The following is a 25,207-nucleotide window of genomic DNA, read 5'->3' on the forward strand; positions in this document are numbered from 1 at the left end:
GGGAGGGGAAGGAGATGGTTCGCACCTCAAATTTCCCGCTTTTGTGGGAGTCTTTCCTCTTTTATACCTTCCTGACTACTTCCTAAACAGGTTCTATATCTGCGACACCATGATGGTTATGTGCGGCAGCGGAGACTGGAGAATCTTATTGATAAAAATGAGAATTGGGTAACGCCTTTTAAATTCCATTTGCTTGGCGAATATGTTTTTGAAATTTTGGAAGTTCTGGACAATCAAATAAATGATAAATCAGTTGCCAGCTATGTGGAGTTAGTGCGCGCAAATCCTAAGTATTGGCAACAGACAGAAAGTAGAATGATAAGCTATTGGAATGAACATTACAGATGGAAATTCCCAAAGCTTAGCAAATACCTCGGACGACAAATTGCAGACAGAATAAAAAAAGTCAGTGCTTAGCAGCAACTTGCAAGCAAGAGGCTGGATTTTTGAAGTAACACGACTAACTAGTTGGTGCTCTAAAAGCCGTACCACCGGCAAGCTTTCTAATATTGTTATTGGAAAACGGCTGATTCTACGATTTCGTCGGCGCTTTCCGCTGAACCTCACCGAGGCCGGGTAGCGGGGGCTTCCAGCGTAGTATGATTCACCTCCACCTGGCCGGCCTTCATCACCCACTTCACGTGGTCGATAACCACTTGAATGTCCCGAAGAGGGTCGCCTTCGACGGCCACAATGTCGGCGTAATAGCCTGGTGCGAGGGCGCCCAGGGATGCCTCCATGCCCAGCATTTCGGCTCCGGTACCCGTAGCCGTGCGCAAGGCCTGCGCCGGGCTCATGCCGGCTTTAACAAACCAGGCTAGTTCGCGGGTATTCTCGCCGAAGCCCGTAAACACGGCATCCGAGCCCATGGCAATTTTAACGTGGGCCTTGACGGCCCGCTGCAGGGTGGCAAAGTTGCTGGCCACGTATTGGTTCAGGCCAGCCACCACGGTTGAGTCGTAGCCGTATTCGGCCCGGTGGGCAATGTAGTAGCGGTTGTGCTCCACGGTGGGCACGTAGATGGTGCCTTGCCGGGCCATGGCGGCCAACGTGGCGTCGTCCAGGTCAATGGCATGCTCCACGGTATTGGTGCCGGCCCGCACAGCGTCGCGGGCACCATCCGGGCCGTAGGAATGAATGGCGATGCGCTTGCCGGCATGGTGCGCCACATCGGCGGCGGCCTTCATTTCCTCGTAGCCAAAGGTCTGAAACCCGGTTACGTCCTTGTCGCTGCCCGTCGAGCCGTACATTTTAATCCAATCGGCCCCGGCGGCCAGCTGTTGCCGGGCCACGCGCTGCACCTCAGCCACGCCATCGCACTGCCCGGGGTCGGGCACGGCCCCCACTTTGTAGGGCGAGCTGCTGATGTGCAGGCCGTTGCCGGCCACAAACATGCGCGGCCCGTGCATGGCCCCCCGGTTGATGAGCGCGCGCATGGCCAAATCCATGTTGTCTGAGGAACCCAGGTCGCGGACGGTGGTAACGCCCGTTTCCAGCGCCTTGCGGGCGTTTTCCTGGGCCAGAAACACCGTTACGGCCGCCCCCAGCGTGCCGAGCTGCTGCCACGGGTTGCTGCCGGGCGCTTTGTCCCAATAGAACGTCATGTGGGTGTGCGCGTCGATGAGACCGGGAATGGCCGTGTAGGCCCGCAGGTCCAGGGTTTCGGCACCGGCGGGGATAGCCACGTCTGTTGCAGGGCCCACGGCCACAATGCGGTCGGCTTTGACCAGAATCACCGCGTTGGGAATGACCCGGCCCCGGCCATCAACCACCTGGCCAAAGCGAAGGGCTTTCACCTGGGCCCGTAAAAGGGTAGGCGATTCCGCAAACAGGAGAACGAGCAGCAGAAGTAGCAGTGGGCGCATGCGGTGGGACTATAAGTTGTTTAGCTGATGAACTACTTGAGGTTACGCGGCTGCCAGCCTCGGCCGGCTGCGTCACGGCAGCTACTTCACGGGAGCTTGCCGGGCCAAGGTGGGGAAGCGAGCCGGTGCTTTGCGGTGGTGCGTAGCCTGCTCGTACGCGTAAGCATATTTTATCAGGGTCGGCTCATCAAACGAGCGGCCCAGAAACTGCAGGCCGGCGGGCAATCCGGCATAAGTAAAGCCCATGGGCACGGTGAAGGCCGGCTGCCCGGTGTGCGGGGCAATCAACTGGCTGTTATCGCCTTGATAACCCTTGAAATCACCCACTTTGGCCGGTGGATTGTTCCAGGTTGGATACACCAGCGCGCCCACTTGGTACTGGTCCATCACGGCAGTCACCGCCGCCCGAAAGGCGATGCGGCGCGGGTCGGTATAGGCCTCGCCGCAGCCGGCTTCGCTGGTACCCGGGCTGACGCCGTGGGCGAGTTCGTCCTGCAGGTTTTCCTTGATGTAGGCCGAATACTTGCCCGAAGCCAGCACTTGGTCAATGTTCTGCACCGGCGAACGGGGTCCCAACGCGCCCAGGTATTGGTTGATGTCGTGCTTGAAGACGGAGCACCATTGGTTGGCGCTTACGCGGGCAAAATCGGGAATTTCCACATCCACCACGGTCGCACCGGCCCGGCGCAAATCCACGACGGCCTGCTCGAACAGTGCTTTCACCCGCGGGTCGGGGTGGCGCTCACTCAGGGTGCGCAACACGCCAATGCGCGCGCCCCGCAGGCCCTGGGGGTCGAGAAAGGCCTGGTAGCCTTTGGCCGGCCGCTTGCCCGTCCCGTAGCGCGTCAGGGGGTCGGCGGGGTCGGGCCCGGTGGCCATCACCTCGAGCAGCCGGGTGGCGTCGGCCACGGAGCGGGCCATGGGGCCGCCGGTATCGTTGCGCAGGTAGAGCGGGGCAATGCCGGACCGGCTCAGCAGCCCCAGCGTGGGCCGGAACCCAACCAGGGCGTTGTGCGACGAGGGTCCGCGAATGGAATTGCCGGTATCAGTGCCCAGGCCCGCCGTGCCAAAGCTAGCCGCCACGGCCGCTGCCGTGCCGCCGCTCGAGCCCGCCGGCACGTACGCCAGGTTGTATGGATTGCGGGTTTCGCCCGCAATCGAGCTGATGCTTACCATCGGGCTGAAGGCCCACTCGGCCATGTTGGACTTGGCCAGCACAATGGCACCGGCGGCTTTCAGGGCTTTCACCACCGTGGCATCCTCGTCGGGGGCAAAGCCTTTGAGGGCGAGCGAGCCAGCTGTGGTTTGCAAGCCGGCCGTGTTGTAGTTGTCCTTCACTATCAGGGCCGTGCAGTGCAGCGGCCGCAGCTTGCCAGTGCGGCGGAATTCGGCATCGAGCTGCCGGGCGGTTTCCAGTGCGGCCGGATTGGTGACGACGATGGCGTTGAGCTTCGTGGGCTGGTCGTAGGCGGCAATGCGGGCCTGATACGCCCGTACTACCTGCTCGCAGGTGCAGTCGCCACGCTTGATGGCCTGCTGCACATCGGCTATCGAGGCTTCCGTTACCTCCAAGGGAGGGCGCGCCACTTGCTGCTCAGGCGAGGACCGACTGCCACAGCCGGAAACCAAGGAGAAGAACAACAGCAGGCAGAGCAGCTGGAAAGTGTTTTTTTGTGGCATGGCCATGCGTCGGAAGGTAAAGCTGGAGCAGGAAAAACGTCTCGGCGACTGGCCGAAAATAAGGTTTTTCTGCTGCGTCCGCCCCGCGCCGGGTGCACAGTATCCAATTTCCGGTATTTGAATCAGGTTCCGCAACGGCTTTATCTGCAGCACGGTCCTTCGTTCGCCACCGTGGCCATGCGGGGCATGGAGCGGAGGCGACACTGACGGACTGCCTGGTGCGCTTCAATGGGAGGAATGAAATTGCTGCCTGCAAAGCGTTACGCTACATCAGCGACGTTGAGAAGCGGCCGTGAGTAGGGGTGCTAGTCGCAGATTCGCTGGCAAAGTAGGCTGATTCCACCGCCCATCAACAGGCCTACGAAAGCCACCAACTACCCGGAATTAAATAGCGTGGTAGGCTGAGCGCGGCAAAATGGATGGGGCCAGGGAAGGGGGCAAAATAAAAGCATCTAAAAAGCCAGCCCGGCGGCCGCAGGCCAAACCCCGGGCCAGCCGGCGCGTACACCTAAGGGGCTAACCCGGCCCCATTCACGTAACTAACTTTCTTGCCAATATGACATCAGGTGACGACATTTTTGAAGACGACGATACCCAGGTTCAGCCCGAGGAAAAAAAAGTGGATGTGCCTAACCAAAACCCGGTGAACATCATCCCCGCTGGCTATAACGAGGAGCTGGCCAAGCAGCGCGACTACCAGCAGGAGCAAAGCAACGGCAAGCTGAGCGACGATGCCAGCGCCCACCGCAACGTAGGGGCCAACGGCTATACCCAGCGCAGCGACCAGAAGGACCAGCTCCAGAACCTGCACATTGGCGGCTCCGAAACGGAGCCCCAGGGCGGCAACAACCACACCACTGCCGGCGAGCAGGCCCAGGGCCCCGGCTTCACTGAAGAAGGCAGCTATGAGCTGGGAGCGGGCATCCGGATGCACGAGCAGAAACTCGGCGATGACCACACCAGCGGCCCCGCTATCGAACTGCAGGACGAGACGAGCAACTAGGGCTGAAGCATCGCCAGGAACGCCGCATGCAGCCCGCTGGCAGTGTTTGCCAGCAGGTTGTTGCCGACGTAGCCCGGCGCGTCGGGGTAGCAGGCGGCGATGAGCCAGGGAGTAGTAGCCGGAATATCGGACGGAGCCGGCTGGTCAGCCACGGTCCTTCGCCCAGCACTTGCAATGGTGATGGCGCGGGTCCGACTAAATGGCGTGGTAGGATAGGTACTGGACGGCACCTTCGCAGGTGTCACCGCCGGCTATCGGCGGCTCTGCTTTTTACAGTTCACGGCCCATGACTCGTAGAAACTTTTGGCCGCTTGGCGGCGGGGCAGTGCTGGTGGCTGGCGGGGTCTTCGGGTGGCTGATGCAGCAGCGCAACGCCGGCCCCGCAGAAGCTGCCTGACGAGTAGGCCATTCTGCACCTGGCCTCGCCGCCGCAATCTTGCTGCGATTAAGCAGGCCCTGATTGAACCCCGTCAGCTTACCCTGAAACTCCGATTAAGTAGTCGTGGAGAAGTAAGCGTATTGAATTTAGGACGTCATGCTTATCTGGCGTCCGCTTGCCGAAGCATCTCTACCGCTTCGCATGAGCCGTTCAATGAAGCGGTAGAGATGCTTCGACTGCGCGGACGCCAGATGAAGCATGACCGCCTTTTTTGCTACGGTTATTTTTGCGTGACTACTTAATGGGTGTTTACTGGGTAGTCGGCAGCCTGATGCTAGTCAGTACTGCTAAGCAAGTCCGCGCATTGCCGGGCAATCTCCAGTTCTTCGGCCGTGGGAATAACCAGGATTTTTACCCGGCTTTGCGGCTGGTTCAATTCCCGCAGGCCGGGGAGGCGCTGCTGGTTTTTATCCTCGTCCAGGGCCAGCCCAAAAAACTCCATGTTCGCGCAGACCCGCGTACGGACCAGCGCATCATTTTCGCCCACGCCCGCCGTGAAGACAATGGCATCCAGGCCGTTGAGCACGGCCGCGTAGGCCCCAATGTACTGGCGAATGCGGTAGGCGTACAGGTCGTAGGCCAGGGCAGCGCGGGCATCGCCGGCGGCCAGTGCCGCGCCGATGTCCCGCATGTCGCTGGCACCGGTCAGGCCCAGCATCCCGCTCTGTTTGTTCAGTAGCTCCGCTATTTGCGCCCCGGTGTAGCCCAGCGGCCCGAGCAGGTGCAGCACCACCGACGGGTCGATATCCCCCGAGCGGGTGCCCATCACCAAGCCCGCCAATGGACTGAAGCCCATGCTGGTATCCAGCGATTTGCCGGCCCGCACGGCGGCCATGCTGCACCCGTTGCCCAAGTGAATAGTGATGAGACGGGCGTCGGGCTGCTGGAGGTAGGCGGCGGCCTGCGTGGCCACGTACTGGTGGCTGGTACCATGAAAACCGTACTTGCGGATGCGCTGCTCGGTGTAGAGGGCCGTGGGCAGGGCGTAGCGAAACGCGTGTTCGGGCAGGGTCTGGTGAAACGCCGTATCGAACACGGCCACCTGCCGGGCCTGCGCAAACACGCGCTCGGCCACCTCAATGCCCAGGTAGTTGGCCGGGTTGTGCAGCGGGGCCAGCGCAAACAGCCGTCGGATTTCGGCCTTCACCGCCGCCGTGATGCGCGTGGGTGCCGCGTAGGTTTCGCCCCCGTGCACCACCCGGTGCCCGACCACCGCAATGTCGGCCGGGTGCGCAATAATGCCGCCGGGCGCGGCTGTTAGCAGGCGCACTACTTCGTGCAGGCCCGCTTCGTGGTCGGCCAGCGGCAGGGTCAGCCGGGTTTCGGCGGGCGGGTTGGCCGGGGTTTGCAGGTCGAAAACCTGGTGCGTAATCGTGGCCTGCGCCGAACCCACCCGCTCCACCAGCCCGCTGCACACGGGCTGCTCGGCCGGCCAGCGAAACAGCTGGTACTTGATGGAGCTGCTGCCGGAATTAAGAACGAAAATATTCACCCTGTTTAATGCTGGATTAGAAATATTCAAATAGAAGCACGTCGCGCTTTTATTTGAGAATAGCCCTCATAACTAGATTACTCCTGCTGGCTTTGAATGGCGGTGATGACGACGGTATTGAACACATCGTCCACGGTGCAGCCCCGACTCAGGTCGTTCACGGGCTTATTTAGCCCTTGCAGGACTGGGCCGATGGCCAGCGCCCCGGTTTCGCGCTGCACCGCTTTGTAAGTGTTGTTGCCGGTGTTCAGGTCGGGGAAGATGAGCACGCTGGCCTGGCCGGCCACCTCCGAATCGGGCAGTTTCAGGCGGCCCACCAGCGGGTCCACGGCCGCGTCGTACTGAATGGGGCCTTCCACTTTGAGGTCGGGGCGGCGCTGGCGCACCAACTCGGTGGCCCGGCGCACTTTCTCCACATCGGCCCCCGCGCCGGAGGTGCCCGACGAATACGAGAGCATGGCCACCCGGGGCTCAATGCCAAAAGCCGCGCTGCTGTCGGCCGAGGAAATGGCAATTTCGGCCAGCTGCTCGGCCGTGGGGTTGGGGTTCACGGCGCAGTCGCCGAACACGGCCACGCGGTCGGGCAGGCACATAAAAAATACCGACGACACCACCGACACGCCCGGCTTGGTTTTGATGAACTGCAGCGCCGGCCGGATGGTGTGCTGCGTGGTGTGCACCGCCCCCGACACCATGCCGTCGGCGTCGCCCATATACACCATCATCGAGCCGAAGTACGACACGTCGCGCAGCAGGTCGCGGGCCATATCGTGGTTCACGCCCTTGTCCTGGCGCAGCTCGTAAAACGTCTCCACGTAGCCGGCATACAGGGCCGAATTCACCGGGTCGATGATGCGCAGGTGCTCGGGCGGCATGTTGAGGCCCAGGCGCTTGATGGACGCGGCCACCGTGGCCGGGTCGCCCAGAATGGTGAGGTCCACCACGTCCTGGTGCAGCAGCTGGGCGGCGGCCCGCAGAATGCGGTCGTCGTTGCCCTCGGGCAGCACAATGTGGCGGCGCGCGCGTTTGGCCCATTGCAGCAGCCGGTACTGAAACATGTGGGGCGTAAGCCCTTCGGCCTGGAAGCTGACCAGCTTTTCGCGCAGCGCCCGCACATCCACGTAGCGGTCGAAGGTGCTGATGGCGAGCTGAATTTTCTTGGGGTTGTCGGGAGTGAGGCGCGAGCGGATGGCGCTCACCCGCGTGGTGGTTTCGAAGGTGCCGGTGGCCACGGCCAGGATGGGTACCGCATCGGGCAGGCCCTCCAGCAGCCGCCGCACGGGCTCATCGGGCTCCGTACCGGTCGAGAGCACGATGCCCGCTACCTTGGGATAGCTGGCCGATAAGTTCGCCTGCAGGGCGCACACGATGATGTCGCCCCGGTCGCCGGGCGTCACAATCAGGACGTTCTCCTTGAGGTAGTTGAGAAAATTGGGCACCTGCATGGCCCCAATCACGTAATTATCGACCTGGTTGCCCAGGCCTGCTTCCCCGAACAGCAGCTTGCCGCCCAGCCCGGCCTGGATTTCGCGCATGGTCGGGTGCAGCAGGTTGGGGTCGTCGGGGATGAGGGCCAGCAGCACCTCGGCCGGCAGCTGCTCGCGCAGCAGTGCCTGCACGTCGGCCACCTGGGCCGGCGCAATGCGGTTGGCCACTACCTGCAGCACGGGCACCTCGCGGCTCTCAAAGTTGCGCAGCGTGGTGAGCACGGCGCTCACGACCTGGGCCGTGCTCTTGTCCTGCCCCGACACGACCAGGATGACGGGCACGCCCAGGTTTTTGGCAATCGCAACGTTGGCGTCGAACTCAAACGCCGTGCCCGGCCCCACGAAGTCGCTGCCCTCCACCACTGTAAAATCGCAGGTGTCTTCCCAGTGCTTGAACTTGCGAATCACGGTGTCGATTAATTCGCCCTGCGCGCCGGCTTCAAGCAGGGACAGGGCCTCGGCGCGGGTGTAGGCGTAGGTATCGGCCAGGGGCAGCGGCCGCTTGAAGTAGCTGGTAATGGTGGCCAGGTGCGGGTCGGGCTCCTGCGCGGGGTCGTAGTCGATGAGCGGCTTGAAGTAACCTACCTGCCGCGTCTGGCCCAACAGCATATTCACCAGCCCCAGCGTAACCAGCGACTTCCCGCTGTAGGGCTCGGCGGCCGCAATGAAAACAGCTTTCGTCATGGTTGCCTAACGCAGCGGGGCCCGCCTCCGTTGGCTGGCGGCTAACGGTGCGCCTATAATTGACTGTAAAGGCAGCAGCTTCCAACCGGGTTTTTATGATGCCCGAAAGGTGGTATTCAATAAATTGATGACTGCGCTTAGAGACACTAAGGACTTTTAAGTAGGCTTCACAAAGCTTGTTGGCCAGGTCAAAATGTTGCGATTTCTACCCATGCACAAACCGGATAGTCGCTTGAATATTTAGCGCTAGTGACGATGAAAAAGGTACCCGCTAGGGTATCGAACAGTCGACGAGAACCCCCTCAGTTCATTGCCTACGATTTCGAGGGCGCTTTCTTTTTGACCAAGCCCGTGCTGGCCCCGAGCCGCTCGGGGTTTTCGGCCAGGAACTTACCCCAGCTTTTGCCGCCGCTCACGGTGGCGTTGTTGCCCTTCTGGTAGTGGTGGCACAGGGCCACGGCCAGGGCGTCGGTGGCGTCGAGGAAAGTGCTGGCTTCGGCCAGGGGGGGCAGCTGCAGGGTCTGGCGCAGCATGTGGGCCACCTGCTCCTTGGTGGCGTTACCCGAGCCGGTGACGGACTGCTTGACCTTGGTGGGGGCGTACTCGACGTAGGGAATCTGGCGACTCAGGGCGGCGGCGATGGCCACGCCCTGGGCCCGGCCCAGCTTGAGCATGCTCTGCACGTTGACGCCGAAAAAGGGGGCTTCGATGGCCAGCTCGTCGGGCAGGTACTCGTCGATGAGCTCGAGCATGCGGTCGAAAATCCGCTTTAGCTTTACGGCGTGATTCGAGCCCAGGGCCTTCATATTGATAACGTCGTAGCACAGCACGTCCACGCGCTGGCCGCGCACCTCAATCAGGGCGTAGCCCATAATCTGGGTGCCGGGGTCGACGCCCATGATGATTTTGGGCAGCAAATCGGCGGCGGGCGCGGGGCGGGGACGAGTGGGAGCGGGCATCTGGCCCAAAGTTACGCCCCGGGGCAGGCCGGGAAGCCGGCAGCCGTCGATTCTTCGGCGTCGGAAGATTCTTTGGTGCCCCGGCCGCCACGAAACAACCCTCCGACCGAGCCCGAAAACCGCCGGGCCCGCCAATGGCGACGCATCGTACTCTGGGGCAAAATCGGCGTCACGCTGCTCACGCTCGGGCTGCTCTACAACTCCATCTTCGCCACGCCCGACACCGCCAACGCCTGGCGGCAGCTGCTGGCAACCACGCTTAGCGGGGCCGGGCGCGGCCCCGTGCTGCTCGCCCTGGCGCTGGTGCCCGCCAACTGGGGCCTGGAGGCCTGGAAGTGGTACCGCCTGGCCCGGCACCTGGAGCCGGTCACGTTCGGGCGCAGCTTCCGGGCGGTGCTGGTAGGCCTCACACTGGGCTTTGCCACCCCCAACCGCGTGGGCGATTACGCCGGCCGCATCATCGAGCTCAAAAGCCGGCGGGTGAGCGCGCTGGGGGCCGTTTTTCTGGGGCGCTACTGCCAGCTGGTGGCTACCGTGCTGGCCGGGGTGGCGGGTTTGCTCTATTTCGTGCTGAAATTTTACCTGCACGGCTACCCGGCCGCCGGCCTGGGCGTGGTAGCCTCGGCGGCCCTGCTGAGTGGGCTGGTGCTGGTGCCGCTCTACCGCTCGCAACTGCTGCTGGCGGCGCTGGGACTGTGGCGGCCGCTGCGGCGGTTTCGGCCGGCGCTGGCCATCATGCCCACGTACCCGGCCCGGGCGCTGCACGCGGTGCTGGCCATTTCGGGGCTGCGCTACGCGGTGTTCTGCGCGCAGTTTATGCTGCTGCTGAATGCCTACGGCGTGGGCGGGCCGCTGGGACCAAGTCTGGCGGCCGTGGCCGGCACGTTCTTTTTAAAATCACTGGTGCCCTCGCTCAATGCCCTGGCCGATGTGGGGGTGCGCGAGCTCTCGGCCACGCACCTGTTTGGGCTGCTGGGGCAGCCGGCGCTGCCGGTGCTCTCGGCTAGTCTCAGCCTGTGGGTCATCAACATCGCGCTGCCCAGCGCGGCCGGCCTGCTGCTGGTGCCCGGCCTGCGCGTGCTGCGCGAGAAGCGGGCCGCGAAATGATGGCTGCGGCGGGAATGGCGCTATTGGTGCTACCGGCGCTGTACGCGGGGCTAATGGTGTGGCTGCGCGGGGGCTGGGTTTACAATGAGCCATTAATAATCAGCAATGAACAGTTAAGTCGGAACTCCCAGTTGGCCGATGCGAAAACAGCTGGCGCACAAATGACAGCTGCGCCACCGGTGGCTAAAGGCTCGTTGCTATTTTCCGTTCTCATCGCCGCTCGCAACGAGGCGGGAAACCTACCGCAGCTCCTGCGCGACCTCGCTGGTCAGACGCTGCCGGCCGCTCGCTTCGAAGTCCTCATCGCCGACGACCACTCCACCGATGCCACGGCGGCTGTTATCGTGGCCGCCGCTTTAGAGACTCCTTTCGCCCTGCGCCTGGTTGAGTTGCCGGCCAACGCCACCGGCAAAAAAGCCGCCCTGCTCGCCGCGCAGCAAGCTGCCCGCGCCCCCTGGCTGGTGTGCACCGACGCCGACTGCCGCCTCGGCCCCGGCTGGCTGGCGGCCTACGCGGCGCTGCTGGCCCGGCAGCCGGCTACCAACTTCATCAGCGGCCCGGTGTTACTCACGGGGCCGGAGAACGTATTTACCACGCTTATGGGCCTGGAGTTTGCCGGCCTGGTGGGGGTGGGGGCGGCTTGCCTGGCCCGGCAAGCACCCACCATGTGCAACGGGGCCAACCTGGCCTACCGCCGCGCCGCTTTCGCCGCCGTGGGGGGCTTTGCCGGCCACGCCCACCTGGCCAGCGGCGACGACGAATTCCTGCTCCACGCCATTCACGCGCAGTTTCCGGGCACGGCTAGGTTCCTGTTCGATGCGGCGGCCATTGTGCGTACCGCCGCACCCCCCACGCTGCGGGCGCTGCTGCGGCAGCGAGTGCGCTGGGCCAGCAAGTGGGCGCACTACCAAAGTGACGCGCCGCGCCGGTTGGCGCTGCTGGTGCTGGGGGCTAATGTGGCGCTGGGGGCAGGGGTAGGGGCCGCGCTGGTCTGGCCCGGGCTGTGGCCGTGGGTAGTAGCGGCTGCGGGGCTCAAGCTGGGCGGGGATGTCTGGTTCCTGGGGCCGGTGCTGGGGTTTCTGGGACGGCGGCGGTGGCTGGTGGGGCTGCTGCCGCTGCAGCTGCTGTACGCGCCGTATGCGCTGGCCGTGGGCCTGGCGGGCCGGCGCGGCGGCTACCAGTGGAAAGGGCGGGCGGTGCGGTAGGAGGGTGGGGTAAAAATGTTGGCAAAAAACGGCCTCCTGGGGTTTGGATGGTAAATTTGCCGCACATATATTCCACCTAATCCCAACGTGTTATGCGTCGCAACCCGGTGAGTTTCGCCCTGACGGTGGGCATGGCTTTAATAGTCGTGCTCTTTGGCTTTACCCTGCTGAGCGCCGCTGGCCTGGCGGGCTTCGCGGCCGATGATGCGCGGGCCGCGCAGCAAAGTCTCACCGACCCCGGCGCGCCGGAAGGTTCGCCGCTTTCGCAGCCGACGGCTACCGTTCCCACGCGCCCGCTCACCGGCGCTCAAACGGCCGAAATAGCCGCCGGCGACGCGCTGTTCAAAGGCAACTGCGCCCAGTGCCACGCCGTGAACGAGCAGGTCGTGGGCCCAGCTCTGGCTGGCCTCAGCCAGCGCCGGCCCATGTCGTGGATTTTGCCCTGGGTGAAGAATTCCAGCAAAGTAGTGGCCAGCGGCGACGACTATGCCGTGGCCCTGTTCAATAAATACAGCAAGCAGCAGATGCCCTCCTTCGCGCTGTCGGATAAGGAAATTGCTTCGATTGTGGCCTACATCACATCTCAAAAGGACGGTGCGTCGGGTGCTGTAGCGTTTACTCCGAGTATCAGGCCGGAAGCACCGTAGGCCTATTTTTTTATTTTCTGGGTTCCTCGATTACCGGGGATGTCGATTTTGTCATTGAACCGTAAATTGGTTATCTCAGTATTTGTTCCACAGCATTTTGTAGTGGAGGTATTGTAGGAAATGCTGAGCGTATCCGTGTCGCGGCTGTTTAGCTGCATGTAAGCCACACCTGTCTTGGGGTAAAAATAAACCTGCAGAACGCTATCACGCGAGTTCAGCGGCGGTGCGGCTTTGTAATCAAGAACAATGGTGTCGCTTCCCCGCAGGGTATAAAATCTTATTTTTTCCTTTCTGTATAGCTTGTCGGGGCCGAAAACCAAATTCTTGCCGGTCGTAGCACTTACTATGCTGAAGTATACGGTGTAATCGCTCCCAAGGCAATCAACATTGCTGCAGGTAAGACAAGAGGAAACCAAAAAACCGGCTGTGGTAAGTAAGAAGCTGCTTACGCGTGTGTGCATGATTGGGCCTTTGACTGGGTAATGACCTTTAGCAAATGTAGTCGGCTGTTTCGTGTGGTGGCGAATAAGAATCGCGGCACTTATTAAGGGTATCTGTCTGGTTCGCATTGCCGCTCCCCCGGCTTACATTTGCCCCAATCCCAGCCCGCCAATTCCTCCCCGTGACTGACCCCGAATTCGACCTGCTCGACGAGCTATACTTCGTCACCCCGTTCCGCACGCTGCTCCAGAAAACCGGTCTGCCCGCCGCTGACCTCGAAAACCAGCTCCGCAGTCTGCTCGAGCAGGGCCTTATCCGCAGCTACTGGCCCGACCCCGACACCGAGCTGGCCTACGAAACCACCTCGTTCGGAGCCATTGCCCGCGACGCGGCCTACCTGGCCTCGAAGGAAGGGTTGCTGCAGCACAACACCCGCTAACGGTGGCGACAGCCGTTTCCGCAATACCCCCCGTTACGGCCGCCGCCGCCCGGCCGCCCGGCTACTACGTGCGCCAGCGCCTGTGGCAAAACCGCCCCGCCGTGGCCGGCCTGGCGTTTATCGCCCTGTGCGCGCTGGTGGCGCTGCTCGGCTACTGGGTGCTGCCCGACAACTCGCCCAACGCCAACCACGGCTTCGTCCAGATTCAGAAGGAAAGCCCCGGCCTGCGTGTGCTGCTGCTGCGCCAGCCGCTGCCCGACTCGGCCCGTCTGGGCGCGGCGGCCGATAATATCTTCACCACCTGGCTGCGCGGCCGCGAGCCCGAATGGCAGGAAACGCCCGTCGGCGGCTACGAATTTGCCGGCGATTCCATCATCCTCAAACCCCTGGGCCAGCACTCGGCCGAGGCGGGCCGCCAGCGCCGGCTGGCCCTGGCCACCGTGGCCGGCCACCCCGGACCGCGCGCCGATTTGCAGCGCGAAATCCGGCAAAGCCGCCTCCTCACCCGCACCTACGCCCTGGGTACCGATAAAGCTGGGCGCGACGAGCTGAGCCGCCTGCTGCTGGGCACGCGCATCTCGCTGGGCATTGGGCTGGTGGCGGTGCTCATTTCGCTGGCGCTGGGCATGGCCGTGGGCGCGGTGGCCGGCTACTTCGGCGGCTGGGTCGATTCCGTTTTGCTGGGCCTGATGACCGTGGTGTGGAGCATTCCAGGCATCATGCTGGTTATTGCCATTTCGCTGGCGCTGGATAGCAAAGGTGTGTGGGTGAGCTTCGTAGCCGTGGGCCTGACCATGTGGGTGGACGTGGCCCGCGTGGTGCGCGGCCAGATGCTAAGCCTGCGCTCGGCCACGTTTGTGGAGGCCGGCCGGGTGCTGGGCCTGCCCACGTCGCGCCTCATTGCGCGGCACCTGCTACCCAACATGCGCGGGCCGCTCATTGTGCTGGCCACCAGTAATTTCGCTTCGGCCATTCTGCTCGAAGCGGGCCTGAGCTTCCTCGGGCTGGGCGTGCAGCCCCCGGCTCCCAGTTGGGGCCTGATGGTGAAGGAAGGCTACGACCTGCTGGGCACCCAGGCCGGGCTGTGGGGCACGCTGCTGCCGGGCCTGGCCATTTCGCTGCTGGTGCTCAGCTTCAACCTGCTCGGCAACGGCCTGCGCGACGCCTACGACCCCAAAACGCCCGTAGCGGTGTAAGTTTGCGGCCCCGCGCCCGCTTTTCCGGCGCATTGTGTACCTTGCCCCGTATGGCCGCCGCTGCTCCCAATTCTCCCACCCAACCTTCCACTGATGCTGCCCTGCTTGCCCAGCACGACGAGCAGCTGAAACAGCTGCGTCGCCAGCTGCAAATCAAACAGTTTGAGCTGGATACGGTGCTGGGCGTGGCCCACGACATGACGGCTCGCGACCACTCCGTCGACGAGCTCTACCACATGCTGCGCCTTACCCTACAGGGGCAGCGCAACGTAGTGCAGCTGGTGCTGTTTGCCCGGGAAGACGGCCAGTTCCGGCCCCGCTTGGTACTAGGCTGCGACCTGGCCACCGCCGAAAAAATGCCCCTATCGCCCCCGCTGCTCGACGGCGAAATCCGTGAACCGCAGGCCGTGGAAGACCTGCACCTCGGCCCGGCCTGGGATAAATATGAGCTTGTGCTCCCCATTCTGCGTCAGCGGCAGGTAGTGGCCTACGTGTTCGTGGGCGGCTTCCGGTCCGATTACGACCGGGCCCAGCTCATGCCCTTCCTCACCTCGCTGGCCAACACGCTAATGGGAGCCGTGGAAAACCGCCGCCTCCAGGCCCAGCGCGTGGCCGATGCGGCCGTGCGCAAGGAAATTGAAATTGCCCAGGAGGTGCAGGCCCTGCTTTTCCCGCGCAAGCTGCCCAACGATGCCGACCTGGCCATCGAGCGCAGCTACGTGCCCCACACCGAAATTGGCGGCGACTACTACGACGTGGTCGAGATTGATGCCGACCGCCTGCTGCTGTGCGTGGCCGACGTGAGCGGCAAGGGCGTGCCGGCCTCGCTGCTGATGTCGAACTTCCAGGCCGGGCTGCGCACGCTGCTGCGCCAGGGTGTGCCGCTGGTCACCATCGTGCCCGAGCTCAACCACCTGCTGTTCCGCAACTCGGGCGGCGAGAAGTTCATCACGGCCTTCCTCGCCATTTATGACCGCCGCACCCGCCAGCTCGAATTCGTGAACGCCGGCCACAACGACCCGCTGCTGGTGGACGATAATGGCCGCGTGACTACCCTCAAAGAAGGTACCGTGATGCTCGGCATTATGGAAGAGCTGCCCATGCTGCGGGTGGGCCAGGTAGCCATTCCGCGCCATTCGATGCTGCTGCTCTACACCGATGGCCTCACCGAGGTATTCGACGCCGACGGCAACGAGTTTGGCGAGGAGGGCGTGCTGGCCGTGTTGCACCGCAGCCGTTACCTGCCGCTGCCCAAACTGCACCAGGAAATGCTGCGAACCATCGAAGTATACAGTTCGCGCGGCGCGTACTTCGCCGATGATGTAACGATGCTCAGCTGCCGGTTCAAGTAGCCTGTGATTTCACCAACCCAGCTTATTGCTGAAATCAGCCAGCGGCTGACCACGGCCTTCGACCAGCTCAACGGCTGGTTTGCGGCCCCAGCTCCTCTGCGCGGCTATCACCCGGCCCACGGCGGCTGGACCATCGACGAGATTCTCGAACACGTTGCCCTCACCAACCATTTCCTGCTCATCCTCGTCGAGAAAGGGACCCTCAAGGCGCTCAAGAATGCGCACGGGCTGGATTTGGCTGCCGAGCTGGCCGCCCGGCAGTCGGCCCGTGCCCGCCTCGATGAAATTAGCCAGCCGGGAGCTTTTACCTGGATGCGGCCCGACCACATGGCCCCGCAAGGGCTGAAACCGGGCCCCGAAGTAGCGGCCACGCTCCGGCAGCAGCTGCAACAGTGCCTGGCCGTGCTGGGCCGCCTGCCCAACGGCGAAGGCGTACTCTACCGCATCACCATGTCGGTGAACGACTTGGGCAAGATGGACGTATATGATTTCGTGTACTTCCTGGCCAAGCACGCCGAGCGCCACCTGGCCCAAATCGGGCAGGTAGCGGCCGAATACCGGGCACGAGGCTAGGCTTCCTCCGTCGTAGTCGCATCGGTCGACTCGGCTAGCCAGGTGCCGCAGCGCACCAGCAGCGCCAGGCAGATGAAGAACACCGGTCCGATTTTGTCCACTTCCACCAACTCATTCAGGGTGAGGTGGAACACGATGACGACGAACGACAGCGTGGCTGCTAGCACCACCCGGCGTACTTCGGGCCGGGCCTGGGCGCGGTGGTAAAGGCTTTCGGCCAGCAGCAGCGTGGTCGCAATCAGGCTGATGAAGAGTAGGAAACCCGGGATTCCCTGCTCGGCCAGCTGTAGCAGGAAGTAGTTGTGGGTGGTCGATTTTTCGGGGTTGGCGCTCACGTAGGTACGGAAGCTCTTCACCGTGTAGCGCTTGTATTCGGGGTAGAAGGTTGCCGCGCCGCTGCCGGTCAGGGGCTTCTCGCCAATCATGCGGGCGGCGGCTACCCAGCGGTACACCCGTTCCATCCCCGACACGTCCTGGAATTTGTAGGTGGCTTCGAGGTGGCGTTCGAAATTTTGGCCGTTGAACACGGTGTGCTCGTAATCGGGCGCGTATTCCATGTAACGGTCGCCGACCACGAAGTAGCTCACGCTGAATGCCGTAGTGAGGGCCATCGCTAGCAGCAGCACCCGCGTAAGGCGCAGCCGCAGCACCAGCAAGTACAGCGCGGCCAGCGGTATCGACACGATGGACGCCCGCGTGTAGGACGTGAGCAGTCCAAACAGCAGCACCCCCAGCGCCACCCGCCACGCCAGCCGCGCCCCGCCGCTACGCGCCGCGCGCAGCGCAAACCAGCAAAACGGCAGCAGCAGCGCCAGCATGGTGGCATAAATAACGTGGTTGCGAAAAAACGGGTGCAAGGCCCAATTGATTTCGGCAAAGCTGAAGCCCCGCGTGGCGTGGCGGCTGGCCACGTAGCCCACGCTCAGGCAGGCGCTGGCCGCGTACACGGCCGCAAAGCGCCAGGCCTCGGCTGGGCGGCGCACCACCAGCAGCGTACCCAACACGAAGGGCACCAGGTACCAGGCCTTGGCCAGCAGGTACTTGAGCGATTTTGTATGGTCGACCGAGAAAGCCGCGTCCACGGCCGTCCAGGCCAGCATCAGGGCCAGAATGAGGAGCAGCGGATGGGCCCATTCGCGGCGCGGCAGCGTGCCCTGGCGCAGCAGCAGGGCCAGCCCCACGCAGGCCGTGAGCACCAGCATCAGCGGCTCGGAGGGCACATCCATGCTCAACCCACCAAACAGACTGATTTCCTGCGAGAAGGGCAGCACCGCAAACAGGGCGTAGTATACCCAGCGCCACTCCACCAGGGCCAGCAGCGTGCCCAATGCCAGCAGCGCCGGCAGCAGCAGGGCCGGCTGGCGGGCTAGCCCCGCGGCCGCGCCGCCCAGCAGCAGCAGCGCCACGAAGCCCACAAACAACCACTGCGGGCCATCGAGGCGATGGCGCAGGCGCAGCAGCCAATTGTTCAGCGGCGGGTTCACGCCGTGGGGGTGGCCGTGGGCCGGTGGTAGCGGTAGAGTTCGAGCAGGGCGATGAACAGCACCGACAGCACGAACATGGCCAGTACCGAACCCAGCACGATGAGCGAGCGCACTGGCTTGAACTTGCGGGTGGCCGGGTAGGCTTTCTGCACTTGATAAAGGCTGGAAAGCTGGCCCTTGATGCTAAGCTCGGCCGTTTCGTAGGCCGAGCGCGCCGCGATGAGGCGGGTTTGCAAGTCGGCTACGCGGGTCGTAAACATGTTCAGCGAGTCGGTGCCGCGCACATAGCTTTCCAGGTTGATGAGGTTGCCGCCGTCGGTGCGGGTGAGGCCGCGCAGGGCGCGCCGCAGGCCGGCCACGTCGCCACCGCCGGCTTCGGCTTTGCGCAGGGCGGCCTCGGTTTCGATGAGCTGCTTTGCCATGTAGCGGCCCTGCATTTCGAGGCCATAAATGCCGTAGTGGCGGCGGGCACCTACCAGTTCGCGGCGGCTGTTTTCGAAGCTGGTGCTCAGGTACTCGTAGCGCTTGCGGTAGAGCTGCAGCACGGTGCGGCGGTTTTCCAGGGTCAGCTGCTGGTTCACCGAGTCGATGACGTGCACGATGGTATTGGCCACGGTGGCCGCCAGAATCTTGTTTTTATCGCTGAAAGTCAGCTCGATGGCATCCCGCTCGTTGTGCACGATGCCCAGGTTGCTGGAGAACTCGCTCAACACGTAGTTGTCGGCGGCATCGTCGCCGGGAGGGCCGGCCTTGTAATGCTGGTGCAGCCCAAACTTCTTAATCATCAACTCGGCCACGGGCTGCGACTCGCCGATGGTAATGGCCCGGTCAAGGTCTTCGGCCCGGCCGGTGAGCTCAAGCTGCCCGCGCATCTGCGTGTTGTCTTCCAGCAGCCGGTCGGGGTCGGCCGTTTGTGGGTTGGTCGGAATGAAAACAGCTGTGGAGCGGTACACGTTGGGCAGCAGCAGCGATACCACCACGCTCACGATGGCGGCCAGCGCCACGGCCCCGGCCACGAAGTATTTCCAGCGGTTGATAATGGGCCCGAGGCCCACCAGCGAGAAAGAAGGTGCAGACATATTGAAGGAGGAAGCCACCGCCCCGCCGGCCAAATTGGGTGGGCCCGGCGCGGGACAGCGGCAAGCAAAGATAGGAGCCAAAAGCCCCGGTTCGCTGCGTTGGGCGGCTGCTCCGACGGCGTGCGTAGCTTTGCGGCCCGCGCCCGGCACGGTTCTCCTCCTTCCAGATTTAGCTTTCCCGCTCGCATCAAACGCTTTTTCGGCAATATCAGCTTCGTCGTCCTGCTCAACCTGCTGGTGAAACCCGGCTGGGTGGTGGTCGAAAACCTGGTGCAGGACCGGCTCGGGCACGCCACGTTCGGGCTGGTTACGGCCCTGTCGGCCCTCACGCTGGTCGTGGCCGCGCTTTCCGACCTCGGCCTCACGCCCTACGCCGTGCAGCGCGTGGCCGCCGAGCCCTCCTTCCTGGCCGAAACGTTCCCCACGCTGCTGCCCTTGCGCGGGGCGCTCAACTTCGTGGCCCTGGCCGCCATGCTGCTGCTCGGGTGGGGGCTGGGCTACCGGGGGCCCGAGCTGCTGCTGCTCGGGGCGGTGGGCGCGGCGCTACTGCTGGCCCAGTACGGGCAGTTTTTACGCGGCACTCTGCAGGCCCACCAGAAATTTAATACCGATGCCGTGCTCTCGGTGGTCGAGAAATTCGTGCTGCTCGGGGCCGTGCTTGTGCTGCTGCCGCTGGGCTTCACGCTGCCGCGCTACGTGGGGGCGCGGCTGGGGGCGGCGGCCTTCACCACGGTGCTCACGTATGGGCTGATGACGCGGTTTTTTGGCCGCATCCGCTACCGCTGGCGCGGGCCGGTGGCCCGCACGGCCCTGCGCGCCAGCCTCCCATTTGCGCTGATGACGCTGCTTTATGGGGTGAACGAGCGCATCGACATGGTGATGCTCGAACGCCTGGCTTCGCCCACCGAGGCCGGCTACTACGCCGGGGCCTACCGCTGGGTCGATGCCGTGATGATGTATGCCTGGACGGTGCTGCCGCTGTTTTTTGCCCGGTTTGCCAGCGTGCCCGGCGATGCCGGGGCCCAGCGCGAGCTGCTACGCTTCGGGCAGCGCATCATCACGCTGCCGCTGCTGTTCGTGGTGGCGTTTGTTTTTTTTCGGGGTGAAGTCGTGTTCTGGCAATTCACCCACAGCAGCCCGGCCGAGGTGGCCCGCATGACGCTGTGCCTGAAAATTCTGTTCGTAAATGTGCTGGTGCACGCCTTCTTCGCCATCTACAGCACGCTGCTCACCAGCACTACCCACGAGCGCGCCGTGAGCTGGCTGGTGGGCCTCAGCATTGCCCTCAACATTGGCCTGAACCTGGTTTTCCTGCCCCGGTTCGGAGCCGTGGCCGCTTCCATTGATACCTTGGTGTGCGCGGCGGCCGTGTCGGTGGGCTACCTGGTGCTGGTAGCGCGGCGCACCGGCGTGGGCGTGGTCGGCCACCTGCTGGCCCGTCTGCTGCTGGCGTTTGGGCTGCTGTGCGGAGCATGGTTTGTGCTGCAATATGGCCTGCACCTGCGCTGGTGGCTGGAAGCCGGGGCGATGGCGGTAATTTTTGGGCTAATTGTTCTGGGCACGGGCTTGGTGCGGCGCAGTGAAATCGCGCAGCTCCGGCCGGGAAAAAAGGAAATTAAAAATTGAGAATTAAAAATTAAAAAATGGGTGGCCTCGGCGGATGACGCCCACTCGTTTTCTGGCTTAGCTGCTACGAACTGCACATTTTTAATTTTTAATTCTCAATTTTTAATTCAACCTAATGCACGTCGCCGTCAACACCCGTTTTCTGCTGCCCGGCGGGCACCTCGAAGGCATTGGCCGTTTCACTTTTGAGACGCTGCGGCAGCTGGTAGCCCAGCACCCGGGGGTGACGTTCCACTTCCTCTTCGACCGGGCCTATGATGCGCGCTACCTGCTGGCCCCCAACGTGGTGCCGCACGTGCTGAGTCCGCCGGCCCGGCACCCGTTGTTGTTCGTGGCCTGGTTCGAGGGCGCGGTGGCGCGGTGGCTGGCCCGGCACCGGCCAGCGGCTTTCCTGAGCACCGATGGCTTTACGACGCTGCGCACGAGCGTGCCCCGCGTAACAGTGCTGCACGACCTGGCCTTCGAGCATTTCCCGCTCGATGTGGGCCTGCTGCAGCGCAAGTACTACCACTTTTTCGTACCGCGCTTCGCCCGCGCCTCGGCGCAGCTCGTGGCCGTGTCGGAGGCCACCAAGGCCGACATCGTGCAGACTTATGGCATTGCGCCCGCCAAAATCAGCGTGGCCTACAACGCCCCGGCCGACTGGTTCCAGCCGTTGCCCGCGGCCGCGCAGGCCGAAGTCCGCCAGCGGTTCAGCCAGGGGCAGTCCTATTTTCTCTTCGTGGGAGCCCTGCAGCCGCGCAAGAATCTGGCGAATCTGCTGCGGGCCTTCGACCAGTTTAAAACCAGCGTCGGCCCCGGCGCGGCCGAAGCCCAGCTGCTCATCGTGGGCCGTAAGGCCTGGAAAGCGGGCCCCATCCTCGAGGCCTACCAACAGCTGCATCACCAAAGCGCCGTGCATTTCACCGGCCGCGTTTCCGACGACGAGCTGGCCGGCCTTTACGCGGCGGCGCTGGCTACGGTGTACGTGCCTTATTTCGAAGGCTTTGGCATTCCCATCGTGGAGGCGCAGGCCAGCGGCTGCCCGGTACTCACGAGCAATGCTAGCTCCATGCCCGAGGTGGCCGGCCCCGGCGGCGCGCTGCTCGCCGACCCATTCGCCGTGGTCAGCATCGCCGCCGGCCTCACTCGCCTCTGGCAGGAGCCCGCGCTCCGGGCGCAACTGGTAGCCCGGGGGCACGAAAACCTGGGTCGGTTCTCGTGGGCGCGCAGTGCCGAAGTGCTGTGGCAGGCGCTGCAAATGGCGATGGGGGAGGGGTAGTCAGGAGAGAAAAACGCTATGCTTCATTGCTCGCTGCATGACGTTCTTTTCTCCCGGCCCGGCCGTACTTTTGCGGCATGGCTCGTCAGCATCCCTACAACTTCGCCCATGTGTTGCTGCCGCAGCTGGCCTGGCGCCGGCCGGTGGCGGTGCGCCGCGAGCTGGCCGACCCCTATCTGGCCCGCGAGCTGCTGTTGTACGTGTGGGACAAAGCCGCCGAAAACGTGGCCCCCGCCGACCGCGTGCCCGGCAAGGGCCTGCGCCTGACCTGGCACGAAGTAGCCGGCCGCGCCACGGCCCTGCTGCACCTGCCCGCTCCGCAGGCCACGATGGAAGCCCATTTTTCGGCCCTGGTGTATGAGGAAGACGAAGACCCGGCCGAAAACGAGGCCGAAGAAACCCGCCCCCGCTACTTTACCCTGGAGGCTGCGCTGGGCCTGAGCGGCCCCGCCGGGACGCCCACCGTGGTTGGCGAATGGGCCGGCGACGTGCACCGGCAGTTGGGCCGGGGTCCCGTTGGCGGCCGGCCTACTACCGTCGACGCTTTTCTCGAAGCGCTGGCCACCGTGTTGGGTCCGCGCCCCAACACCCAGGTGCCCGTTATGCGCATTGTGCGCTCCTGATGCCCATGCGTGTTCGGCTCGACGCGGCCCTGCTCACCCGCCCGCCCCGCCTGCTACACGCCCTCCTGCCCGGTTGCGAGTGGACCGGCCCTGCTGCCACGCCAGCCGGCCAGCCGCTCGTTTACCTTACTTTCGACGACGGCCCCGAGCCCGACGAAACGCCCTGGGTGCTGGCGCTGCTGGCCGAATATCAGGCGAAAGCCACTTTCTTTTGCGTAGGGGAGAACCTGGCCCGCTACCCCGAAATTGCCCGCGCTGCCCTGGCCGCTGGCCATCGCCTCGGCAACCATACGCACCGGCACCAGAGTGCCTGGGCCACGTCGCGCGCGGCTTACCTGGCAGATGTTTCCGATTGCCAGACGCAGATTCAGGAGCTGCTGAAAAACCGGCCTGGCGGGCCTGTTTCGGTTGCTCTGCTCCCCGGTTCGCGCTCCTCGGCTCCCCTCTTCCGCCCGCCCTACGGCCGCCTCACGTGGCCGCTGCTGCCGGCGCTGCAAGCCGATTTCCGGGTTGTGATGTGGTCGGTACTCACCCGCGACTACGACTCCGCCCTGCGCCCCGAAGATTGCCTGCGGTTTGCCCTGGAGGCCGTGCGGGCAGGCGATGTGGTGGTGTTTCACGACAGCCGCAAGGCCGGCCCCCGGCTGCGCTATGTGCTGCCGCGCCTGCTGGCCCACCTGGCGGCCCAGGGCTTTGCCTTCGCTACCTTATGAGTTTGCTGTTAAATGCGTTGCTGCTGTACCTGTCGCTGTGGCTGCTGGGCATGGGGTTCACGGCCTGGCGGTTTGCCAGCCGGCGCGGGGCCGCCGCGCCCGGCTCGCTGCCCGGCCCGCTGCCGCGCGTGAGTATCCTCATTGCCGCCCGCGACGAAGCCGCCGCCCTGCCGCGCTGCCTGGCCAGCCTGCGCGCGCTCGACTACCCGGCCGAATTACTGGAGATTCTGGTGGGCGACGATGGCAGCACCGACGGCACGGCCGCCGTGGCTGAAACGGCCATGCGGGGCTTCGAAGGGCAGTTTCGGGTTGTTTCCATCACCGATATGCTGGGGCAGGCGCGGGGCAAGGCCAATGTGCTGGCTCACCTCACGCGGCGCGCTACGACCAACTATTTCTTCATCACCGATGCCGATATCAGCCTGCCGGCCTCCTGGATAAAGGGTTTGCTGGCCCACGCCGGGCCGGGCGTGGGCACGGTTACGGGCATCACAGCGGTGCGCGGGCCGCGCTTGTTCCATCAGGTGCAGGGCCTCGACTGGCTGCTGTCGCTGGGCATGGTGCAGGTGGTGAGCGACCTGGGCCGGCCCGTAACGGCCATGGGCAACAACATGCTCGTGACCCGCGCCGCCTACGAGGCCACCGGCGGCTACGAGGCGCTGCCCTTTTCCGTGACCGAGGATTTTGCCCTGTTCCAAGCCGTGCTGGCGGCGGGGTTTGGCTTCCGGCAGGTGTTCCAGGCCAATATCCGGGCCGATTCGCTACCCATGCCCACTTGGGCGGCGCTACTGCGGCAGCGGCAGCGGTGGCTGCGCGGCGTAGCCGGGCTGCCGCTACGACTGCGCCTGGAGCTGCTGTTTTTCAGCGGCTTCTGGCCGGCGCTGGCGGGCGTAGCCTGCCTGGGTGGCGCGGGGCTGGCGCTGGGCGTATGGGCCGCCAAAATGCTAGTGCAGGGCTTGCTGGCGCACGCCGCGCACCGCCGGGCCGGCCTGCGGCTGCGCTGGGCGCTGTTGCCCCTGTTCGAAGGCTACACCCTGTCCCTGACGGCGGCCATTGGCTTTTTCCAGCTATTTGGCGGGACCGTGGTGTGGAAGGGGCGGCGCTACAAGTAGGTAAATCCAACCGGATTCTCTGCGTACAGCCGCTTAGCTGCTGAAACCAGGCAGGGGGTTGATTTATAAGCCAAAGCCCCTTCTGCGAAAGCCACCGCGCCAGCCGGGAGGCAGCAGCGGTGACTATCACAAAAGAGGCTCAGGGGTGGAAATACGCAGGCGGATACCTGCTTAGCTAAGATTACTTCTTTTTAATGTCGCCTCGGATTTCCCCGTTAGCATACGTGTTAGAGTGCATGTTGACATACATGCCGTTGTTGAGCAGTTGGGTAGCCTGGTCGGCCGTGAGCGTGACGGTACCCGTGATGGGCGAGGTGAGGCTGGCAAACGGAATGGCCACTGCGCCGGACGTTCCTGGTGCGCCGGTGTGGATGTGGGCGCTGGTTGGCGTCAGGCCCTGAAACGTCACGGTGTAGGTGAGCTGCTTGTTGCTGCCGTCGTAGGTGCCCGCGAAATTACCCGTAGCTGCCGAGCCATTGGCCGGCACTTGCTGTGCGCCATTGATGGTAGCCGTGAGGTCGGTCACATTGTTGGTGGCCATGGGCGTGGGCGTACTCTCGTTTTTGCTGCACGAACCCAAAAAGGTGGTGATTGAAAGCAAAGCTAGAAAAGCGTAAGACTTGTTCATGAAAATGAAATAAAAGTGAGATTGATTGTGGTGGCATAAACTAGGAAATGAAAAAAAGGTTGAAACTTTTCCGGCTTTAAAATTCCCATTTTGAATCATAATATTTAAAAAT

Annotated in this window: 23 protein-coding genes; 13 read left to right on the forward strand and 10 right to left on the reverse strand. The window is 63.6% G+C overall.

All coding sequences use genetic code 11. From position 1 onward, the window contains the following. Nucleotides 1-563: 563 nt before the first annotated feature. Together ABIB44_RS13115 and ABIB44_RS13120 are read right to left on the reverse strand one after the other, a co-directional pair. Nucleotides 564-1,865 (reverse strand): metal-dependent hydrolase family protein, encoded by a 1,302-nt coding sequence (locus ABIB44_RS13115; protein WP_354585096.1) that lies wholly within the window; start codon nt 1,863-1,865, stop codon nt 564-566. An 81-nt stretch (nt 1,866-1,946) separates the two neighbouring features. Beyond that, entirely contained in the window at nt 1,947-3,551 is a 1,605-nt protein-coding gene (locus ABIB44_RS13120; protein WP_354585097.1) for an amidase family protein, read from the reverse strand. 550 nt (nt 3,552-4,101) lie between these two features. Between ABIB44_RS13120 and ABIB44_RS13125 the strand changes: the two genes are divergently transcribed. After that, nucleotides 4,102-4,548, forward strand: a complete 447-nt coding sequence (locus ABIB44_RS13125) for a hypothetical protein (protein ID WP_354585098.1) — start codon at nt 4,102-4,104, stop codon at nt 4,546-4,548. Here the strand turns inward: ABIB44_RS13125 and ABIB44_RS13130 are convergent. The 4 genes from ABIB44_RS13130 to ruvC form a co-directional block, all read right to left on the reverse strand. Next, nucleotides 4,545-4,778, reverse strand: a complete 234-nt coding sequence (locus ABIB44_RS13130) for a hypothetical protein (RefSeq protein ID WP_354585099.1) — start codon at nt 4,776-4,778, stop codon at nt 4,545-4,547. The genes ABIB44_RS13125 and ABIB44_RS13130 overlap by 4 nt on opposite strands. 483 nt (nt 4,779-5,261) lie before the next feature. Then, a complete protein-coding gene (locus ABIB44_RS13135; RefSeq protein ID WP_354585100.1) occupies nt 5,262-6,479 on the reverse strand; it encodes an acetate/propionate family kinase in 1,218 nt (405 codons plus the stop codon). Between the two features lie 77 nt (nt 6,480-6,556). Next, entirely contained in the window at nt 6,557-8,650 is a 2,094-nt protein-coding gene (pta, locus tag ABIB44_RS13140) for a phosphate acetyltransferase (RefSeq protein WP_354585101.1), read from the reverse strand. A 314-nt stretch (nt 8,651-8,964) separates the two neighbouring features. Beyond that, nucleotides 8,965-9,609: a crossover junction endodeoxyribonuclease RuvC gene (gene ruvC / locus ABIB44_RS13145; RefSeq protein ID WP_354585102.1), complete on the reverse strand. Its 645-nt coding sequence runs from the start codon at nt 9,607-9,609 to the stop codon at nt 8,965-8,967. A 75-nt stretch (nt 9,610-9,684) separates the two neighbouring features. On the opposite strand from ruvC, the gene ABIB44_RS13150 reads away from it, so the two are divergent. The 3 genes from ABIB44_RS13150 (at nt 9,685) to ABIB44_RS13160 (ending at nt 12,568) form a co-directional block, all read left to right on the forward strand. Further along, a complete protein-coding gene (locus tag ABIB44_RS13150; RefSeq protein ID WP_354585103.1) occupies nt 9,685-10,716 on the forward strand; it encodes a lysylphosphatidylglycerol synthase transmembrane domain-containing protein in 1,032 nt (343 codons plus the stop codon). A gap of 161 nt (nt 10,717-10,877) precedes the next feature. Next, complete coding sequence (locus ABIB44_RS13155; RefSeq protein ID WP_354585104.1) at nt 10,878-11,921, forward strand: glycosyltransferase; 1,044 nt, start codon at nt 10,878-10,880, stop codon at nt 11,919-11,921. A 92-nt stretch (nt 11,922-12,013) separates the two neighbouring features. Further along, nucleotides 12,014-12,568 carry a c-type cytochrome gene (locus ABIB44_RS13160; protein ID WP_354585105.1) on the forward strand — a complete coding sequence of 185 codons (555 nt, stop codon included), beginning with the start codon at nt 12,014-12,016 and terminating at the stop codon, nt 12,566-12,568. A gap of 2 nt (nt 12,569-12,570) precedes the next feature. Here ABIB44_RS13160 and ABIB44_RS13165 read toward each other — a convergent pair whose 3' ends face one another. Continuing rightward, the gene (locus ABIB44_RS13165) at nt 12,571-13,029 is read right to left on the reverse strand and encodes a hypothetical protein (protein WP_354585106.1); all 459 of its coding nucleotides are present in this window, start codon (nt 13,027-13,029) and stop codon (nt 12,571-12,573) included. Nucleotides 13,030-13,190: 161 nt separating this feature from the next. Here ABIB44_RS13165 and ABIB44_RS13170 point away from each other — a divergent pair, with 161 nt between their 5' ends. From ABIB44_RS13170 to ABIB44_RS13185, 4 genes are read left to right on the forward strand one after another with little or no spacing between them, the layout of a single operon-like run. Further along, nucleotides 13,191-13,448: a hypothetical protein gene (locus ABIB44_RS13170; protein ID WP_354585107.1), complete on the forward strand. Its 258-nt coding sequence runs from the start codon at nt 13,191-13,193 to the stop codon at nt 13,446-13,448. Between the two features lie 2 nt (nt 13,449-13,450). Then, nucleotides 13,451-14,644 (forward strand): ABC transporter permease, encoded by a 1,194-nt coding sequence (locus tag ABIB44_RS13175; protein WP_354585108.1) that lies wholly within the window; start codon nt 13,451-13,453, stop codon nt 14,642-14,644. A gap of 50 nt (nt 14,645-14,694) precedes the next feature. Beyond that, nucleotides 14,695-15,996 (forward strand): PP2C family protein-serine/threonine phosphatase, encoded by a 1,302-nt coding sequence (locus ABIB44_RS13180; protein WP_354585109.1) that lies wholly within the window; start codon nt 14,695-14,697, stop codon nt 15,994-15,996. Nucleotides 15,997-15,999: 3 nt separating this feature from the next. After that, complete coding sequence (locus ABIB44_RS13185) at nt 16,000-16,569, forward strand: DinB family protein (protein ID WP_354585110.1); 570 nt, start codon at nt 16,000-16,002, stop codon at nt 16,567-16,569. Here the strand turns inward: ABIB44_RS13185 and ABIB44_RS13190 are convergent. Both ABIB44_RS13190 and ABIB44_RS13195 read right to left on the reverse strand, forming a co-directional pair. Continuing rightward, nucleotides 16,566-18,053, reverse strand: coding sequence for an O-antigen ligase family protein (locus tag ABIB44_RS13190; protein WP_354585111.1), 1,488 nt, complete (start codon nt 18,051-18,053; stop codon nt 16,566-16,568). The two genes, ABIB44_RS13185 and ABIB44_RS13190, sit on opposite strands and share 4 nt — an antisense overlap. Beyond that, nucleotides 18,050-19,132, reverse strand: coding sequence for a GumC domain-containing protein (locus ABIB44_RS13195; protein ID WP_354585112.1), 1,083 nt, complete (start codon nt 19,130-19,132; stop codon nt 18,050-18,052). The genes ABIB44_RS13190 and ABIB44_RS13195 overlap by 4 nt, the downstream gene beginning before the upstream one ends. Nucleotides 19,133-19,252: 120 nt before the next feature. Between ABIB44_RS13195 and ABIB44_RS13200 the strand changes: the two genes are divergently transcribed. From ABIB44_RS13200 to ABIB44_RS13220, 5 genes are all read left to right on the forward strand, one after another. After that, on the forward strand, nt 19,253-20,758 hold the full coding sequence (locus ABIB44_RS13200) for an oligosaccharide flippase family protein (protein ID WP_354585113.1): 1,506 nt from the start codon (nt 19,253-19,255) through the stop codon (nt 20,756-20,758). A 115-nt stretch (nt 20,759-20,873) separates the two neighbouring features. After that, nucleotides 20,874-22,019, forward strand: a complete 1,146-nt coding sequence (locus tag ABIB44_RS13205; RefSeq protein WP_354585114.1) for a glycosyltransferase family 4 protein — start codon at nt 20,874-20,876, stop codon at nt 22,017-22,019. A 77-nt stretch (nt 22,020-22,096) separates the two neighbouring features. Then, nucleotides 22,097-22,642 (forward strand): hypothetical protein, encoded by a 546-nt coding sequence (locus ABIB44_RS13210; protein WP_354585115.1) that lies wholly within the window; start codon nt 22,097-22,099, stop codon nt 22,640-22,642. A gap of 5 nt (nt 22,643-22,647) precedes the next feature. After that, complete coding sequence (locus ABIB44_RS13215) at nt 22,648-23,355, forward strand: polysaccharide deacetylase family protein (RefSeq protein WP_354585116.1); 708 nt, start codon at nt 22,648-22,650, stop codon at nt 23,353-23,355. After that, nucleotides 23,352-24,467 (forward strand): glycosyltransferase, encoded by a 1,116-nt coding sequence (locus ABIB44_RS13220; RefSeq protein WP_354585117.1) that lies wholly within the window; start codon nt 23,352-23,354, stop codon nt 24,465-24,467. Before ABIB44_RS13215 ends, ABIB44_RS13220 begins: the two co-directional genes overlap by 4 nt. A gap of 181 nt (nt 24,468-24,648) precedes the next feature. Here the strand turns inward: ABIB44_RS13220 and ABIB44_RS13225 are convergent, their stop codons facing one another. Then, nucleotides 24,649-25,095, reverse strand: coding sequence for a CHRD domain-containing protein (locus ABIB44_RS13225; protein WP_354585118.1), 447 nt, complete (start codon nt 25,093-25,095; stop codon nt 24,649-24,651). Between the last annotated feature and the right edge of the window lie 112 nt (nt 25,096-25,207).

It is taken from the genome of Hymenobacter sp. UYCo722 (assembly GCF_040547115.1).
GTDB lineage: Bacteria > Bacteroidota > Bacteroidia > Cytophagales > Hymenobacteraceae > Hymenobacter.

Bases quoted from the DNA above. Each gene is read 5' to 3' on its own strand.
- ABIB44_RS13115 (WP_354585096.1), bottom strand. From the start codon at position 1,865: ATGCGCCCACTGCTACTTCTGCTGCTCGTTCTCCTGTTTGCGGAATCG.
- ABIB44_RS13120 (WP_354585097.1), bottom strand. From the start codon at position 3,551: ATGGCCATGCCACAAAAAAACACTTTCCAGCTGCTCTGCCTGCTGTTG.
- ABIB44_RS13125 (WP_354585098.1), top strand. From the start codon at position 4,102: ATGACATCAGGTGACGACATTTTTGAAGACGACGATACCCAGGTTCAG.
- pta (WP_354585101.1), bottom strand. From the start codon at position 8,650: ATGACGAAAGCTGTTTTCATTGCGGCCGCCGAGCCCTACAGCGGGAAG.
- ruvC (WP_354585102.1), bottom strand. From the start codon at position 9,609: ATGCCCGCTCCCACTCGTCCCCGCCCCGCGCCCGCCGCCGATTTGCTG.
- ABIB44_RS13155 (WP_354585104.1), top strand. From the start codon at position 10,878: ATGACAGCTGCGCCACCGGTGGCTAAAGGCTCGTTGCTATTTTCCGTT.
- ABIB44_RS13160 (WP_354585105.1), top strand. From the start codon at position 12,014: ATGCGTCGCAACCCGGTGAGTTTCGCCCTGACGGTGGGCATGGCTTTA.
- ABIB44_RS13165 (WP_354585106.1), bottom strand. From the start codon at position 13,029: ATGCACACACGCGTAAGCAGCTTCTTACTTACCACAGCCGGTTTTTTG.
- ABIB44_RS13180 (WP_354585109.1), top strand. From the start codon at position 14,695: ATGGCCGCCGCTGCTCCCAATTCTCCCACCCAACCTTCCACTGATGCT.
- ABIB44_RS13195 (WP_354585112.1), bottom strand. From the start codon at position 19,132: ATGTCTGCACCTTCTTTCTCGCTGGTGGGCCTCGGGCCCATTATCAAC.
- ABIB44_RS13205 (WP_354585114.1), top strand. From the start codon at position 20,874: ATGCACGTCGCCGTCAACACCCGTTTTCTGCTGCCCGGCGGGCACCTC.
- ABIB44_RS13210 (WP_354585115.1), top strand. From the start codon at position 22,097: ATGGCTCGTCAGCATCCCTACAACTTCGCCCATGTGTTGCTGCCGCAG.
- ABIB44_RS13215 (WP_354585116.1), top strand. From the start codon at position 22,648: ATGCGTGTTCGGCTCGACGCGGCCCTGCTCACCCGCCCGCCCCGCCTG.
- ABIB44_RS13220 (WP_354585117.1), top strand. From the start codon at position 23,352: ATGAGTTTGCTGTTAAATGCGTTGCTGCTGTACCTGTCGCTGTGGCTG.
- ABIB44_RS13225 (WP_354585118.1), bottom strand. From the start codon at position 25,095: ATGAACAAGTCTTACGCTTTTCTAGCTTTGCTTTCAATCACCACCTTT.